The organism is Orbus hercynius (assembly GCF_003634275.1).
GTDB lineage: Bacteria > Pseudomonadota > Gammaproteobacteria > Enterobacterales > Orbaceae > Orbus > Orbus hercynius.
Genome location: NZ_RBWY01000004.1, coordinates 42,758 through 59,912 on the forward strand (window position 1 = coordinate 42,758; position 17,155 = coordinate 59,912).

Below are 17,155 nucleotides of genomic sequence, written 5' to 3' on the forward strand. Positions count from 1 at the left end.
ATCAATAACCGCCTTCTGGCGGTTATTTTTTCCGTTTTATCTAAGATTTGATAAATGGTTCAACCTATTTTGCACAACGAGAATAGCTAAAGGTAATAAAAAAACACTCAATAAAATGAATCTCCATTTACTTTTTTGGCTTTGTGAAAAGAACTCGTCTATCGTATCACTCAAATTAACTAACATGATCGGAATTGCAAATGGGACTAATAAAGCGCACCATCCCGCTGCCGTAGGCGTTAATAATCGTGCTGATTGACTATAATGACGAATATCACGATGGGCCCTTACACACCAATAAATAAAATAAAAAGGAATAAACACCAATAATAAAAAGACTGCAATTGAGTCATGTTGATCTTTTTCTACCATATTGGAGAACCGTCTAATTGGTGGAGCTTCAGAAAATAAACTTTTTTTAACAGGAATTAACAATAGAATAGACACAATAATGAAAGCTATCACAAAAATAATACCATAATGTATATTCATCCACTTATCCATAATACCTTGCCAGAATATCGCAGAAAAGAAATTATTCAAATATCCCATTAAAGATATTAATCCAAAAGCTAAAACAAAAAACTCCATTTTATCAACAGCTTTTGCAATACTTGCTGCCACTAATAAACTAATTGCTGTCGCTAATGCATTAATAATGAAACTAGCAACCGCTAAAATGATCAAGTTTTCTACATAAAAATAAATAATAATTAAAGTGATGATAATAAAGAGTGCATATAGATATAAACAAAAATAACTTTGTAATCGGCTTGCTATCCAACCGAGAATAATAGCAAATATTAAACCCAAAGATGATAAATTAATGGCTAAACCCAAATCACCATTACTATATTGGAATAAAGACATTTTTGTATACATCATCAAATAATGTAAGGTGTAACCGGAAGATGTAGCGATAAAAAAAGAAAATAAAATCAATCCCCAGAATTGATAACTGCTAACCAGATCTGCCCACGTCCACCGAGTTTTATATTGAACATTGTTTTCCATATCATAGCCTTATAATGAATATTTTTCATGTCATATAAAAAAATCCAATTGCAACTTGTAAGCCACAACTGGACAATAATCAAAAATCAATTCTAACAAGTTACTTTACAACTGCTCATCTCCATAAATATATTTTCGCTCATATTCACGGGCTTTATTATCGTCAAACATGCCTTCCCAACGGGCAATTACAATCGCCGCTAATGCATTACCAACCACATTTACAACAGTGCGTCCCATATCCAAAATACGCTCAACACCCATAATGTAGCCAATGCCTTCTAAAGGAATCCCCACACTACCTAGTGTAGCTGATAACACTAAAATTGACGCACCTGGCACACCAGCAATCCCTTTAGATGCAATCATCAACGTCACAATAATGATAATCGCATCGATAATCGAGAGATCCATACCAAATAATTGTGCCAAGAAAATAACCGTAATACTTTGATACAGCGTTGAACCATCAAGATTAAATGAATAACCAGTTGGAATAACAAAACTGGTGATCGCTTTTGGCGCGCCATAAGCTTCCATTTTCTCAATAATTCTTGGTAATGCGGTTTCAGAACTTGCTGTAGAGAAAGCAATAATCAGTTCTTCTTTCAAAATACGTAACAGCATAAAGATATTAAAACGACACATTTTACACACTAGCCCTAATACACCAATGGTAAATACAATCATTGCCAGATAAACAAGGCCAACTAATTTTAATAATGGAATGAGTGATTCAAAGCCATAACGTGCAATGGTTACAGTCATTAACGCAAAAACACCAATTGGCGCATAGCGCATAATAATATTGGTCACTTTAAACATCGTATCTGATACCACTTTGAGAAAATCCAAAAATGGTTCACGTTGTGTGTTTGGTAACTGCATTAAACCTAAGCCAAAAAAGACACAAAAAAAGATCACCGGTAAAATAGAGCCATCACTCATCGCTTTGAAGATATTCGCAGGGATCATATCCAAAATCATCACAATTAAGCCATGAGGTTTGTCGCTTAATTCTGCACTTTGACTGATGTATTTGGTCACATCAGCATGCCCCAATTGCGTTAAGTTTACATGCTCACCAGGACTAAACAGAAAACCAAACGCTAAGCCGATCAAAATTGCAATCGTCGTAATCACTTCAAAATAGAGTATTGTTTTAAACCCCAATGTACCTAAACGTTTTGATCCACCCAGTCCTGCAATACCAAGTGTTAAGGTACTTAAAATAATCGGTAGTACGATCATTTTAATTAAACGAATAAAAATATCTCCTGCTGGTTGAAAAATATTCACAATGCAAAATTTATAGTAGGAATAGTAAGGATGAGACTCAACAGATATAGTATGCAGCATGGCACCCACTCCAATCCCTAATACCAGGGCAAACAGAATTTGCCAGGCTAAACTTCGACTTAATTTTCGTAAAATAAATGACATATTTCTTCCTATAATTATTAAACCAATATAAACCTTATGTCTAACAAAAAAAAAGGATTAGTGTAATCTAATCCTTTGTGGATAAAGCAATATTACTCATCAGATGAAATAGGTGAAACAACATCCTCACTATCAAATTCATCTTCAGTTTCAGCAATACGTTGCAATCCAACGACTTTTTCATTTTCAGCAGTACGAATCAACGTCACTCCCTGAGTATTACGACCCACAATACTGACCTCAGAAACACGTGTTCTAACCAAAGTTCCCGCATCCGTTATCAGCATAATTTGATCATTTGCATCAACTTGAACAGCGCCAACCACTAAGCCATTTCTTTCACTGACTTTAATCGAAATCACCCCTTTTGTTGCACGTGATTTGGTTGGATAAGAAGCCTGTTCAGTACGTTTACCATAACCATTTTGGGTTGCGGTTAAAATAGCTCCTTGACCGCGAGGAACGATCAATGACACAACTTTATCCTCATTTTCTAGCTTAATACCTCGGACACCGGCAGCTGTTCGCCCCATACTACGGACTTTATTGGCCGGGAATCGAACGACTTTACCATTTGCAGAGAATAACATGATATCTTCACTACTTGAAAGTTCGTTTAGATCACCCTCTTCGCAATCAACATCATCAATAATCACATCATCATTTAGCTCTTCATCATCAACTGAATCAAAATGCTCGTTGTTCGTTAAATCCACACCGATAAGTTCATCATCATCGCGTAAATTAATCGCAATAATCCCACCACTACGCGGACGACTAAATTCAATCAGTGATGTTTTCTTAACCGTGCCTTGAGCCGTTGCCATAAAGACACAATGTTCATCATCAAATTCTTTAACTGGTAAAATCGCCGTAATTCGCTCATTAGCTTCAAGCGGTAATAAATTAATAATTGGACGACCTCTTGCCCCACGGCTTGCCTCTGGTAATTGATAGACCTTCATCCAGTATAAACGACCACGACTTGAGAAACACAAAATCGTATCATGGGTATTGGCCACTAACAGTTTTTCAACAAAATCTTCTTCTTTAATTTTAGTTGCGGATTTACCTTTGCCACCGCGTCTTTGCGCTTCGTAATCAGATAATGGTTGATATTTGACATAGCCTTGATGAGATAAAGTGACAACAACGTCTTCTTGTGCAATTAAATCTTCAATATTAATATCCGCTGTACTTGCGGTAATTTCGGTTCGCCTTGCATCTTGGAATTGCGCTTTGATATTTTCGAGTTCTTCACGAATCACTTCCATCAAACGTTCAGGACTTGCAAGAATATGTAATAATTCAGCGATTTGGACTAATAACTCTTTATATTCATCAATGATTTTCTCATGCTCAAGTCCAGTTAGGCGATGTAAACGTAGCTCTAAAATAGCCTGTGCTTGTGCTTCAGATAAGTAGTAATGACCATCGCGAATACCCAATTCAGGTGCTAAATCTTCTGGTCTTGCAGCATCATTACCGGCTTTTTCAAGCATTGATGCCACGTTACCTAATTGCCATGCACGTTCAAGTAATTTAACTTTCGCTTCTGCTGGCGTTGAGGCCGCTCGAATGAGCTCAATTATTGGATCAATATTAGCAAGCGCAATCGCCAAGCCCTCTAGAACATGAGCGCGTTCACGCGCTTTACGCAGTTCATAAATCGTACGACGCGTTACGACTTCTCGACGATGCAACACAAACGCTTCAATCATATCACGTAGAGTTAACAGTTTTGGCTGACCTTTATGTAGCGCGACCATATTCATACCAAACGTAACTTGTAGTTGCGTTAAGGAATATAAGTTGTTTAAAACCACTTCACCCACTGCATCACGTTTAATTTCGATGACAATACGCATACCATCTTTATCTGATTCATCGCGCAATGCTGAAATGCCTTCTACTTTTTTATCTTTAACCAGTTCAGCAATTTTTTCAATAAGTCTTGCTTTATTAACTTGATAAGGTAGTTCATGCACAATAATTGTTTCACGTCCCGTTTTTTCATCGACCTGAACTTCGGCCTTAGAGCGGATATACACTTTACCGCGACCGGTTTTATAAGCATCTTCAATTCCTTTTCGACCATTAATCATAGCCGCTGTCGGAAAGTCAGGACCGGGAATGTGCTGCATTAATCCATCAACGGTGATAGTGTCATCTTCAATAAACGCCAGACAGCCATTGATAACTTCACCTAAATTATGAGGCGGAATATTCGTTGCCATACCAACAGCAATACCCGATGAACCATTAACTAATAATGCTGGAATTTTAGTTGGTAAAACATCAGGAATCTGCTCAGTACCATCATAGTTTGGCACAAAGTTAACCGTCTCTTTTTCAAGATCAGCTAATAATTCATGCGCAATTTTAGACATACGAATTTCGGTATAACGCATAGCTGCTGCTGAATCGCCATCGACCGAACCAAAGTTACCTTGCCCATCAACTAACATGTAGCGTAATGAGAATGGCTGGGCCATTCGTACAATCGTGTCATAAACCGCCGTATCACCATGGGGATGATATTTACCGATAACGTCCCCGACTACACGAGCGGATTTTTTATACGCCTTATTCCAATCATTCCCTAATACATTCATTGCAAAAAGTACACGACGATGTACGGGTTTGAGTCCATCGCGAACATCAGGTAGGGCTCGGCCAACAATAACTGACATCGCATAGTCAAGATAAGATGTTTTTAGTTCTTCCTCGATATCAACAGGTGTAATTTCTCTGGCAAGTTCAACTTTAGATAAATCGGTCATAAAACCACTTTCTCACTCGATAAAATATAAACAAAAATATATGCTAAATGATACCATAAAACTGGCATATTAGTCAGTGAAAATTGAAATAAATTACTGTTATGCCTAATCTTTTGAATATCAAAGCGCAATCCAAAAATTAATTCGTCTATGAGTGATAGCAAGATGGCAACTGATGGTATTTTAGTAATAAAAAAGCGTCAGAATAATGACGCTTTTTATAGAAAATTAATCAAACCATAAGTTTATTTAATTTTATTCAAGAAATTCCCTAATAACTCTTTAGCTTTAGGTTTTTCATCCTGAGTTTTATCCGTATCAGTCGTATTTGATTGTTCATCAGTACTAGTTTGTTCGTTATTTCCTAAACGACCTTTTAATTTATCAATTTCATTTTGTAGCTTATTGCTTAAAACATCCTTGATAATTTTATCCGCCTCAACACGATAATGTAATTGGGTAAAAGGGCCATAAATACGCAATGGAATTGCCATTTGTTGTAGTTTTTGAATCGTTTTGCTATCCCCATTCCAACCGCTTAAGATTTTCACAGCTAAATTAACATCGAGATCTTGTTTAGTCAGACCAACTCGACCACTACCTGTTACATCAAGCGTCGCAGACAGAGCCTTAATTGAAGATAAATTCATATCACCATCAGCAAATGAAGCATCCGCACTAATTTCGTGTAATTCAGTGTATTTTTGGTATTGTTCCTCGGTGACCGCGGTTTTGGAGTATTGTGATACTGCATTTTGAATAATGCGCTGAATATTAAGATTTTCCAATCTTGCGTTATTGACTTTAACCGCCAAGTCACCGGTCAAAGCACCCATAATTTTTTCTGGGTTAATGGTGTTCATCGCAATGTTACCGTCAACGTTAAGCTGCCCAACTAGGCTATCAGCTAATGCCAATTGCCCCAATAGTACACTTAAATCGATATTTGATGCTTGAGTTGCAAGCTTAACTAACGCTTTAGTTTGATTGCCATTAGCACTTCCATTTGCAGTTACATGCCCTTTTGCAATATCTAAATTAACTTTATTTAGCGTCGCAACACCATTTTGGTTATTTGCATCAATCACAAAATTATTAATGATGACCTTATCTGCGATTACTTGATTGATACTAAGGTTGAATTTTGCATTAAATGTTTGTAAAAATGCAAGTTCATTACCACTAGCCGCTTTATTGGCCACAACCGGTTGACTTTGTGTCGACTTGGTCACATCCGTTTGTTGACTTTGAGGGCTAGACGTTAAAAATGGCGTGAGATCAAATTTATCGGCAGTCAATAATGCCTCAAAATAAGGTTTTTGCTCTAAATTCGCTTTAAGCTTACCGTTAATTGAATTACCATTTACCGTAATATTAAAATCTTGACTATCTAACGTAAATGGTGATTGTTGATAATTAAAAGTAGCCTTAACCTCACCTTTCAACTGTCCTGTTGGTACACCAACACCTTTATAGTTATAGGTCAATTGATGTAAATCAATTTGTGCTGCTTGTGGAAAATTAGCCAAATTCGCATCAGCGCTTAATGTATAGCGTAAATCTTGTTGATCACGATTGACACTGCCTGACAAATCCAAGCTAATATTTTTACTATCCTTTTGCTCGATAGCAATATTGATATCTCTAAAACTAATCAGATCTTTTTCTTGCTGATAGACAATAGTACTATCAACAATATCAAGTTTATTTAGCGCAAAACGCCATCCCGAACCGCTTGTTTCTTTCGGTTTATCTGTTTGAGTTTGATTAACTGTCGTAGTTGATTTATTACCTTTAGCAACACTCCCTTTGCTCTCATCAGTAATATTAATAACGGCTGATTTGACTAACACATTTTTAACCACTAACTCTTTCGAAAAAAGCGGTAATAATTCAACATCAAGTCGCATATTATCGGCGGTTAAAATCGGTTTTTTCGCGCCTTGATCTTCTAAACGAACCGAATCGGTTAAAATACTGATTTGTGGCCAAATATGCCAACGCAAGTCACCATCAATTCTTAATTCATATCCGGTTTGTTCTTTAACTGTGCTTGAAATAAATCCTCTAAAATTATTCGGATCAACAAAGACGACGAGCGAGATAATTCCAGCAACAATCAGTACGATCAAAATCAATAATGTCAGCAATATTTTCTTAATCATGAGCTAAATTCCTTCTATTAATCTTTGTCAATACGACTAGCAACAGCGCCTTGTTGGCCTTTATACTTAGCATCTTGCCTACGATTATAAGGCCTTGCAGCAGGTCCACTTAATACTTCAAAACTTAATGCACCAATTGTCATTCCAGGCCGAAGTGCTAACGGCAGTTTGCCTGAATTATAAAACTCTAATACGATCTGTCCTTCCCAACCGGGATCAATACGATGAGCTGTAACGTGTACCATTAAGCCAAGTCTTGCCAGCGATGATCGACCATCAAGCCATCCAATCAAATTGTCAGGAATCATCACTGATTCTAATGTCACCGCTAAAGCAAGCTCACCGGGATGAAGATAGAAAACCTCATCATCAGTTAGCACAATTTCATCACTCATTACACGTTCAAGCGAAGCTGACACCGCTTCTTTTGGCCCACTCAAATCAATATAAGCCGCTGTGTGTTCACGAAATGTTCGAAATTGATTACCCAGTCTAACATCAACCGTTGCACCATTGATGCTGCTTGTAGCCGGTTGTGGCGTTATTTTTAGCTTCCCTTCTGCTAAATATGCCTCAATATCACGATCACATAATCTCATTTGCTTAGCCCCAAGCAATAGTTAATCCATAATAAATCTATTTTAGCAGGCAATGGCTTGTTTGATAAATAGATTTTATTACTATCATAGGCATTATAGCTTTTAATTACTATTTTCCCTATAGTATAATCGTTGACATGAGTATCAATACTCATTCATTCGATGCATTCATTTCTTTAACTTAGTAGGACGACCTAACTAAGTTTCATTATTTCTAAGGGACGACCCTTACTCTTGATATTAAGGATATACAATATGGCCTGGATCTATCTGATAATTGCAGGTATTTTTGAAATAATTTGGGTAATTAGTTTAAAATATAGCCATGGATTTACTCGCTTAACACCTAGTATTGTGACAATACTCACGATGATATGTAGCTTTGTGCTACTCGCCCAAGCGATTAAATCGCTACCGATGGGAACCGCTTATGCCGTTTGGACCAGTATTGGTATTATTGGCGCAACCTTAATTGGTATTTTTGTTTTTAATGAGTCGATGGCGCCGATACGACTAATTTGCTTAGCGCTCGTCATTATTGGTGTGATCGGTTTAAAATTAACATCGAGTTGATTTTTTAGTAACGAGTATCGACTTTAGTATTATTTAAGTGCAAAATAATTAACCAATAAAACGTCAATAATTCCGGTCAGCTTCTGCTATTGATGCGAACGGGATTATTGAATGTATGATCTTAATCACAATTATCATCTAACCCTTCTCTTATCGGTATTTTTAACATGAATCCTATTTTTATTACTATTGGCATGCTCACTCTCAGCAATATTTTTATGACATTTGCCTGGTATGGGCATTTAAAATATTTTCATGACAAAACATGGATTGTTGCCGCTTTAGTTAGCTGGGGAATTGCTTTATTTGAATATTTACTGCAAGTACCAGCCAACAGAATTGGTTATGATGTCGCCTCAGCTGGACAACTTAAAATCATTCAAGAAGTGCTCAGTTTAAGTGTTTTTATTCCTTTTTCATTATTTGTTTTAAAAGAACCTTTCAAACTCGATTACATTTGGGCGGGTTTATGCTTACTCGGCGCAGTATTTTTTATGTTTCGCGATAAAATCATGAATTAACCTTGATTATTTTGCCCATTTCATTCTCGTCATTTTTAATCGTTGCTAATGAAAACCAATTATTTTATAAGTGGCTTTCATGTTCCTATCATCCTGTAAAAACGCTAGGTGTATCATTAAATTTACAGTCAATATAATACCATAATGAACCCAACATTTTATTTACTATTACCTAAATATATGTTTACATAACAATAGATACTTTGTAAATTTAATTTTACACTTATATTAATTTGAGAAAAATAGAATAACGTAAAGGTGAATACATGTTGAAAGATAAACTTAATAATGTTCGCATTAAAAACGAACAACAACTTATCACACCCGATGAGATTAAAACCCTTCTGCCGTTAGAACAAGACCTCCAAAACCAAATTGCTAGTTCAAGAGAACATATTGTTAACATTTTAGAACGCAAAGATCCGCGTTTACTGGTGGTTTGTGGACCATGTTCGGTACACGATCCAAAATCAGCGATTGAGTATGCTCATAAACTTAAGCATCTCGCTGACGAAGTGAGTGACCACTTATTTATTGTGATGCGAGTTTACTTTGAAAAACCACGTACTACCGTTGGCTGGAAAGGGTTAATTAATGATCCTCATATGGACAGTTCATTTGATATCGAGCATGGCCTTAAAAAAGCGCGCCAGCTTTTATTAGATATTACACGCATAGGTTTACCGATTGCCACTGAAGCATTAGATCCAAACACGCCGCAATACATTGGTGATTTAATCAGTTGGTCAGCGATTGGGGCAAGAACCACCGAATCCCAAACCCACCGAGAAATGGCATCAGGGCTCTCAATGCCCGTTGGTTTTAAAAATGGTACTGACGGCAATTTGGATGTCGCAATTAACGCAATGAAATCAGCCTCCATGTCACATCGTTTTGTCGGTGTAAACCAAAAAGGACAAGTCAGTGTCTTGCAAACTGACGGTAATCCACACGGCCATGTCATTTTACGCGGAGGTAAAACACCAAACTTTGATGCTGATAATGTGAAGTCATGTGAAGCGCAAATGGCAAAATCAGGATTAACAGCTAACTTAATGATTGATTGTAGTCATGGTAATTCAAATAAAGACTATCGGCGTCAGCCTTTAGTTGCCGAGTCAATTATTGCACAAATCCAAAACGGCAATAATTCAATTATTGGTGTGATGATCGAAAGTAATTTATGTGAAGGTAATCAATCATCAGATTTACCACCAAAAGAGATGAAATACGGCGTGTCCGTGACTGATGCCTGTATTGATTGGCAAACGACCGAACAGCTATTAAGAAAAATGGATCAGCAGCTAGCAACCCATCTACTCAAACGCCAACAAACAAACTAAAGCGATATTCAGCACTAACTACCCCCTCTTATGAGGGGTTATTTTATGCGCTTATATTTAAAATTTCGAATCGTATAAACAAGGCCTTCTAAAATTAACACGCACACCGCGCCCCATATCAAGCCGTAAGAAATAATATGCTCAGAAGAGATGCTTTCATGTAAAAAGAAAATCGAGACAATAGCTAATAAAATCGGCTCAACATAGCCTAGCAAGCCAAAAATGCCCAATGGCAATAGTCGACTGGCAGAAAAATAAGCAGCAAACGCAATGGCCGTTATAATTCCTAGTAACGGAATAAAGATATGGAAATGCACAACATCATCACTAATTTTGTGCATATCGTATTGAATAACAAAATAACAAAGGCAGCCTAATGCGACAAAAAAGAAGTCTGAAAACGTACCAGCAATACCATCAATATTCATATAACGCCTAAACATAAAATAGATTGGATACCCCAGACAAATCACGGCGGTTTCCCAAGAGAAAGCCCCGGTGATATAAACTTCCAATGCCACGCCAACAAAAGCTAACACGACTGCTATTTTCTGTAAAAAACTAAAACGCTCTTTATAAAATACGCGCCCACAAATCACCATGGTCAGCGGTAACATAAAATAGCCTAACGACGTCGATAATGCTTTGCCACTTAATGGTGCCCATACAAAAATCAACATTTGGATAGAAAGTAATAAAGAAGAAAAAATCAGTGCAAGTAGAAAAAGAGGTTGCTGGCGGATACGCTGAAATAAATCAATAATAGCGCGCCACTGTTTTTCAATACAAACGAGCAGCATGATCGCCGGAAATGACATTAATAAACGCCAGCAAAATATATCAATAATCGACAGCGGTTTTAAAAATACAGGATAATAATAGACTAATCCAAAAAGGCAAGATGCACTTAATGATAGTAATATACCTTTGTACATATTCGATTCTCAATAGCTTTTTAATAAAAAAATAACGTTAACCCTAACCGTTAACGTTATTTTAATACAGCCAATAATTAGCCAATATATTCTGCGCCATTCATGTAAGGAATAAGCACCGCAGGAACTTTAATACGCCCATCGGCTTGTTGGTAATTTTCCATAATTGCGACCAATGTACGTCCTACTGCCAAGCCAGAACCGTTTAAGGTATGGACTAACTGCACTTTATTATCAGCCTTACTACGGTAACGAGCCTGCATACGACGAGCTTGGAAATCCCACATATTTGAGCAAGAAGAGATCTCACGATAAGTATCTTGCGCCGGAACCCATACTTCTAAGTCATACGTTTTACGTGAGCCAAAGCCCATATCGCCCGTGCAAAGCACAATCTTACGATAAGGTAACTGAAGTAACTGCAACACTTTTTCAGCATTTGCCGTTAATTCTTCTAACGCTTGCATTGACTGCTCTGGTTTGACAATTTGTACCAACTCGACTTTATCAAACTGATGCATACGAATTAAACCACGAGTATCTTTACCATATGAACCGGCTTCTGAGCGGAAACATGGTGTATGCGCAGTCATTTTTAATGGTAGTGCATCTTCATCCAAAATGGTATCTCGCACTAAATTCGTGACAGGCACCTCGGCAGTTGGAATTAAGCCATAGTTGCTTGAATCGGCGTCTTCTTCTAGCGGCTTAGTATGGAATAGATCTTTACCAAATTTTGGTAATTGACCGGTGCCAAATAACGTTGCTTGATTAACTAAATATGGCACATACATCTCGGTATAACCATGTTCTTGCGTATGCAAATCAAGCATAAACTGAGCCAAGGCGCGGTGTAAACGTGCCGTTTGTCCTTTCATTACGACAAAACGCGCACCTGTTAGTTTCACCGCTGCAGCAAAATCTAAACCATCAATTTTTTCACCGAGTGCCACGTGATCTTGAATTGGAAAATCAAATGTGCGTGGCGTGCCCCATTTTGAAATTTCCACATTGTCAGCTTCATCTTTACCATCGGGTACATTATCGTCAGGAATATTAGGAATCGCTGCATAAATATCTTTAATTTGCAGTAAAAGTTCGTCTAACTGTTTTTTAGCCGAATCTAATTTTTCACCTAATTTATTCACTTCCTCGCGCACTAACGCGATATCTTCTCCGCGTGCTTTAGCCTCACCAATCGATTTAGAGCGAGCATTTCGTTCCGCTTGCAGACTTTCAGTTTCAACTTGTAAAACTTTACGTTTTTCTTCGAGTTGACGAATTGTTTCTACATCTAGTTTAAACCCACGACGTAATAGTTTTTGGGCAACGAGTTCCAACTCAGTGCGAAGTAAATTAGGATCTAACATAATTAATGACCTATTTTTTTATTGTTAACAATATAAAATTTCTCATTATTATACGCCATTTTTATCTATCGTACAGGACTGAATAAAATCAAATCGCACAATTATCGTTAATATAAAGTTAATCAAGCAGAAAAATAAAATTATCAAAATAACAAAGCATTATCATATCTAAATATAAACAGAATCAATTTTTCGTAAAATTCATAACAAAAGCTAAATAAAAATAATCATTTGTTATTTTGTTAAAAAAAAGAGTGATCTGGCATAAATTTTGAGTATACTATTCCCCTCATAAAAGCATGGTTTTTTGAGGACGTTAGTTTGAGTACCGACAATAAAATTGTTGATTCCTTATCTCCCGCACAAATGACTGCACTTGCAGAAGAGATTGGAAACTATAAAGTAAATAAACACCCCTATACAACACTCTTTTCAGCCATTCTAGCTGGTGTATTCATTTCTATCGCTTTCGTTTTTTACATCACTGCAACAACGGGGGCAGCTGGCGCACCATATGGCCTTGTTAAATTAGTAGGCGGTATCTGTTTCTCATTAGGGTTAATGCTCGTCGTGTGTTGTGGCGCGGACCTTTTTACCTCTACCGTATTGACAATACTCCCTAAAATGACCCATAAAGTCAGTTGGTATAAAATGCTACGCAACTGGTTAGCTGTCTATTTTGGTAACTTTATTGGCGCCATTTTCTTTGTTGCAGTTATCTGGTTTTCAGGTCAATACACCGCAGCCAATGGGCAATGGGGATTGAACGTATTACAAACCGCTGACCATAAACTCCATCATGGGTTTATTGAAGCAGTTTGCCTTGGCTTTTTAGCAAACTTGATGGTTTGCCTTGCTGTTTGGTTAAGTTATGCCGGACGCTCATTATTAGACAAAATGCTCATTATGATTCTACCCGTTGCCATGTTCGTTGCAAGCGGCTTTGAACATAGTATCGCTAACATGTTTATGATCCCAATGGGAATTATCATTAATAACTTTGCGACACCGGAATTTTGGCAATCAATCCATTTATCGCCAAATGCTTTTTCAAACATCACTATTGAGCACTTTTTGATCAACAATTTAATTCCCGTGACAATCGGTAACATTTTAGGTGGGCTAGCCGTTGCGCTATCTTACTGGGGACTTTATTTACGTAAAGCCCATTGATTTTTAATTATTATCCCTTATATACTATAGGGAAATAAAGTTTTCGTAAATCTGAGGTAACAAATATGAGTAACTTAAACGAAGTACAAGCACAGGCTTGGAAAGGCTTTAAAGATGGCGATTGGCAGAATGCTGTCAATGTTCGTGATTTCATCCAGAAAAACTATACCCCTTATGAGGGCGATGAGTCATTTTTAGCTGGCGCAACTGATGCGACGACTAAACTTTGGGACAAAGTAATGGACGGCATTAAAGTTGAAAACTCAACGCATGCCCCTGTTGATTTTGATACCAGTGTTATCTCAACAATTACTGCCCATGATGCAGGTTATATTGAGAAAGATTTAGAAAAAATTGTTGGCTTACAAACAGAAAAACCATTAAAACGTGCTCTTATTCCGTTTGGTGGGATCAAAATGATCGAAGGTTCATGTAAAGCTTATAATCGTGAACTTGATCCATTAGTAAAAAAAATCTTTACTGAATACCGTAAAACACATAACCAAGGTGTTTTCGACATTTATACACCAGATATTCTTCGTTGCCGTAAATCAGGGGTTATCACTGGTCTTCCTGACGCATACGGTCGTGGTCGTATTATTGGTGACTACCGCCGAGTAGCACTCTATGGTATCGACTTCTTAATGAATGATAAATTAGCTCAGTTCAATTCACTACAAGAAGATTTTGAAAATGGTGTTGATCTACAAATGACAATGCAACGTCGTGAAGAGATCGCAGAACAACACCGTGCATTAGCACAAATCAAAGAAATGGCTGCAAAATACGGTTGTGACATTTCAGGCCCAGCAAAAACAGCTCAAGAAGCCGTTCAATGGACTTATTTTGGTTACCTAGCCGCAGTTAAATCACAAAATGGTGCAGCAATGTCATTAGGTCGTACTTCGACTTTCTTTGATATCTACTTCGCACGTGATCTTGCAGCAGGTCTTATCACTGAAAAAGATGCACAAGAAATTGTTGACCATTTCGTTATGAAATTACGTATGGTTCGTTTCTTACGTACGCCTGAATATGATGAATTATTCTCTGGCGACCCAATTTGGGCAACAGAATCTTTAGCAGGTATGGGTGTAGACGGACGTACTTTGGTTACTAAAACCTCTTTCCGTTTCTTAAATACGCTTTACACCATGGGACCATCACCAGAGCCGAATATGACTATCCTTTGGTCAGAACAATTACCACAAGGATTCAAAAACTACTCGGCGAAAGTATCAATTGATACCTCATCATTACAGTACGAAAATGATGACTTAATGCGTCCTGATTTTAACAACGATGACTATGCAATCGCATGTTGCGTAAGCCCGATGATCGTCGGTAAAATGATGCAATTCTTCGGTGCACGTGCCAACCTTGCTAAAACACTACTTTATGCAATTAACGGTGGTGTTGATGAAAAATCTAAAGCACAAGTCGGTCCAAAAATGGAACGTATTACTGATGAGTACTTAGATTTTGATAAAGTGTTCAATTCACTTGATCACTTCATGGATTGGTTAGCAAAACAATACGTCACGGCATTGAATGCAATCCATTACATGCATGACCGATACAGCTATGAAGCATCACTAATGGCATTACACGACCGAGATATCGTGCGTACAATGGCATGTGGTATCGCAGGTCTTTCTGTTGCAGCTGACTCACTTTCAGCAATTAAATATGCGAAAGTAAAAGCAATTCGTGATGAAGATGGTATTGCAACTGACTTTGCAATCGAAGGTGAATACCCACAATTTGGTAATAATGATCCACGTGTTGATGATATCGCTGTTGATTTAGTTGAACGTTTTATGAAGAAAATTCAAAAACTAAAAACTTATCGTAATGCAGTTCCAACACAATCAGTATTAACCATAACTTCAAACGTTGTATACGGTAAGAAAACAGGTAACACGCCTGACGGTCGTCGTGCTGGCGCGCCATTTGGACCCGGTGCGAACCCAATGCATGGCCGCGATCAAAAAGGTGCGGTTGCATCATTAACATCAGTTGCAAAACTACCATTTGCTTACGCTAAAGACGGTATTTCTTATACTTTCTCTATCGTACCAAACGCATTAGGTAAAGATGATGATGCACGTAAGCGTAACCTTGCTGGTTTAATGGATGGTTATTTCCACCATGAAGCAACCGTTGAAGGTGGTCAACATCTAAATGTTAACGTGTTAAACCGTGAAACATTACTTGATGCAATGGAACACCCAGAAAAATACCCGCAATTAACGATTCGTGTTTCTGGTTATGCGGTACGTTTTAACTCTTTAACTAAAGAGCAACAAAAAGACGTTATTACTCGTACATTTACACAATCAATGTAATATCAGTAATTAAACTCGATAAAGGCTCCGGTAGGGGCCTTTATTTTTAATCAGATTAAATCGATAATAATCATAAATATTGTGTCGCAATCGATAGAGAATGTTCATGAATCAAGAAATTATTATGACTACCCAAGAAGAAACAGTAAAAGGACGAATTCATTCGTTTGAATCTTTCGGGACTGTTGATGGACCTGGTATCCGCTTTATTGTGTTTTTTCAAGGCTGCTTAATGCGTTGTTTGTATTGTCACAATCGTGATACCTGGGATCTTAAAGCAGGCCGAGAAGTGACAGTTGAAGAACTCATGAAAGAAATTGTTACTTATAAACATTTTATCATCCCCAATGGTGGTGGCGTAACAGCATCGGGCGGTGAAGCAATTTTACAAGCTGAATTTGTCACTGAGTGGTTTAGGGCTTGCCGCGCCGAAGGTATCGGTACTTGCTTAGATACTAATGGTTATGCGCGTTCCATTGATCATACTATTGAAGCATTAATGGAACACACTGATTTAGTCATGCTTGACCTAAAACAGATTAATGATGATATTCATCAAAAACTAGTCGGTGTTTCCAATAAACGCGTTTTAGAATTTGCACAATACCTGCAAAAAATCAATAAACGCACCTGGATTCGTTATGTTGTTGTACCGGGCTGGTCTGACGATGATGCTTCAGCACATCAATTAGGTCAATTTATTCAAGGTATGAACAATATTGAAAAAGTTGAAATGCTACCTTATCATAAAATGGGCGCATATAAGTGGGCAACGTTAGGTGATAAATATATGCTAGAAGGCGTTGAACCACCGTCTCGTGAAACGATGGATCGTATCCAAGGCATTATCCAAAGCTACGGCCACGAAGTGACTTTTAGTAAATAGTT

Annotated in this window: 13 protein-coding genes; 6 read left to right on the forward strand and 7 right to left on the reverse strand. The window is 37.5% G+C overall.

The genetic code is table 11. From position 1 onward, the window contains the following. Positions 1-36: 36 nt before the first annotated feature. The 5 genes from DES39_RS09165 to dcd form a co-directional block, all read right to left on the reverse strand. Entirely contained in the window at positions 37-1,014 is a 978-nt protein-coding gene (locus DES39_RS09165) for a hypothetical protein (protein ID WP_121145488.1), read from the reverse strand. Between the two features lie 105 nt (positions 1,015-1,119). Beyond that, complete coding sequence (locus DES39_RS09170) at positions 1,120-2,457, reverse strand: cation:dicarboxylate symporter family transporter (protein WP_121145489.1); 1,338 nt, start codon at positions 2,455-2,457, stop codon at positions 1,120-1,122. A 92-nt stretch (positions 2,458-2,549) separates the two neighbouring features. Next, entirely contained in the window at positions 2,550-5,240 is a 2,691-nt protein-coding gene (gene gyrA, locus DES39_RS09175; RefSeq protein WP_121145490.1) for a DNA topoisomerase (ATP-hydrolyzing) subunit A, read from the reverse strand. Between the two features lie 245 nt (positions 5,241-5,485). Next, positions 5,486-7,405 carry an outer membrane assembly protein AsmA gene (gene asmA, locus DES39_RS09180; protein WP_121145491.1) on the reverse strand — a complete coding sequence of 640 codons (1,920 nt, stop codon included), beginning with the start codon at positions 7,403-7,405 and terminating at the stop codon, positions 5,486-5,488. Positions 7,406-7,422: 17 nt separating this feature from the next. Continuing rightward, positions 7,423-8,004, reverse strand: a complete 582-nt coding sequence (dcd, locus tag DES39_RS09185) for a dCTP deaminase (RefSeq protein ID WP_121145492.1) — start codon at positions 8,002-8,004, stop codon at positions 7,423-7,425. 255 nt (positions 8,005-8,259) lie between these two features. Here dcd and sugE point away from each other — a divergent pair, with 255 nt between their 5' ends. The 3 genes from sugE (at position 8,260) to DES39_RS09200 (ending at position 10,441) form a co-directional block, all read left to right on the forward strand. Then, on the forward strand, positions 8,260-8,577 hold the full coding sequence (gene sugE / locus DES39_RS09190) for a quaternary ammonium compound efflux SMR transporter SugE (RefSeq protein ID WP_121145493.1): 318 nt from the start codon (positions 8,260-8,262) through the stop codon (positions 8,575-8,577). 167 nt (positions 8,578-8,744) lie between these two features. Further along, positions 8,745-9,098 (forward strand): DMT family protein, encoded by a 354-nt coding sequence (locus tag DES39_RS09195; protein WP_121145494.1) that lies wholly within the window; start codon positions 8,745-8,747, stop codon positions 9,096-9,098. 266 nt (positions 9,099-9,364) lie between these two features. Continuing rightward, the gene (locus DES39_RS09200; RefSeq protein ID WP_121145495.1) at positions 9,365-10,441 is read left to right on the forward strand and encodes a 3-deoxy-7-phosphoheptulonate synthase; all 1,077 of its coding nucleotides are present in this window, start codon (positions 9,365-9,367) and stop codon (positions 10,439-10,441) included. A gap of 38 nt (positions 10,442-10,479) precedes the next feature. On the opposite strand, the gene rarD is transcribed toward DES39_RS09200, so the two are convergent. Together rarD and serS are read right to left on the reverse strand one after the other, a co-directional pair. Further along, on the reverse strand, positions 10,480-11,376 hold the full coding sequence (rarD, locus tag DES39_RS09205) for an EamA family transporter RarD (protein WP_121145496.1): 897 nt from the start codon (positions 11,374-11,376) through the stop codon (positions 10,480-10,482). A 77-nt stretch (positions 11,377-11,453) separates the two neighbouring features. Continuing rightward, positions 11,454-12,746, reverse strand: coding sequence for a serine--tRNA ligase (serS, locus tag DES39_RS09210; protein WP_121145497.1), 1,293 nt, complete (start codon positions 12,744-12,746; stop codon positions 11,454-11,456). Positions 12,747-13,067: 321 nt separating this feature from the next. Between serS and focA the strand changes: the two genes are divergently transcribed. From focA to pflA, 3 genes are all read left to right on the forward strand, one after another. Next, positions 13,068-13,919, forward strand: coding sequence for a formate transporter FocA (gene focA, locus DES39_RS09215; RefSeq protein ID WP_245959598.1), 852 nt, complete (start codon positions 13,068-13,070; stop codon positions 13,917-13,919). A gap of 65 nt (positions 13,920-13,984) precedes the next feature. Then, a complete protein-coding gene (gene pflB, locus DES39_RS09220; RefSeq protein WP_121145498.1) occupies positions 13,985-16,267 on the forward strand; it encodes a formate C-acetyltransferase in 2,283 nt (760 codons plus the stop codon). 106 nt (positions 16,268-16,373) lie between these two features. Next, positions 16,374-17,153 carry a pyruvate formate lyase 1-activating protein gene (gene pflA, locus DES39_RS09225; protein ID WP_121145499.1) on the forward strand — a complete coding sequence of 260 codons (780 nt, stop codon included), beginning with the start codon at positions 16,374-16,376 and terminating at the stop codon, positions 17,151-17,153. Positions 17,154-17,155 lie beyond the last annotated feature (2 nt).

What these genes read in the sequence shown, in the direction of transcription:
- serS (WP_121145497.1), bottom strand. Translation starts at nt 12,746, where the DNA reads ATGTTAGATCCTAATTTACTTCGCACTGAGTTGGAACTCGTTGCCCAA.
- pflB (WP_121145498.1), top strand. Translation starts at nt 13,985, where the DNA reads ATGAGTAACTTAAACGAAGTACAAGCACAGGCTTGGAAAGGCTTTAAA.
- DES39_RS09200 (WP_121145495.1), top strand. Translation starts at nt 9,365, where the DNA reads ATGTTGAAAGATAAACTTAATAATGTTCGCATTAAAAACGAACAACAA.
- dcd (WP_121145492.1), bottom strand. Translation starts at nt 8,004, where the DNA reads ATGAGATTATGTGATCGTGATATTGAGGCATATTTAGCAGAAGGGAAG.
- sugE (WP_121145493.1), top strand. Translation starts at nt 8,260, where the DNA reads ATGGCCTGGATCTATCTGATAATTGCAGGTATTTTTGAAATAATTTGG.
- asmA (WP_121145491.1), bottom strand. Translation starts at nt 7,405, where the DNA reads ATGATTAAGAAAATATTGCTGACATTATTGATTTTGATCGTACTGATT.
- rarD (WP_121145496.1), bottom strand. Translation starts at nt 11,376, where the DNA reads ATGTACAAAGGTATATTACTATCATTAAGTGCATCTTGCCTTTTTGGA.
- pflA (WP_121145499.1), top strand. Translation starts at nt 16,374, where the DNA reads ATGAATCAAGAAATTATTATGACTACCCAAGAAGAAACAGTAAAAGGA.
- DES39_RS09195 (WP_121145494.1), top strand. Translation starts at nt 8,745, where the DNA reads ATGAATCCTATTTTTATTACTATTGGCATGCTCACTCTCAGCAATATT.
- DES39_RS09170 (WP_121145489.1), bottom strand. Translation starts at nt 2,457, where the DNA reads ATGTCATTTATTTTACGAAAATTAAGTCGAAGTTTAGCCTGGCAAATT.
- DES39_RS09165 (WP_121145488.1), bottom strand. Translation starts at nt 1,014, where the DNA reads ATGGAAAACAATGTTCAATATAAAACTCGGTGGACGTGGGCAGATCTG.
- gyrA (WP_121145490.1), bottom strand. Translation starts at nt 5,240, where the DNA reads ATGACCGATTTATCTAAAGTTGAACTTGCCAGAGAAATTACACCTGTT.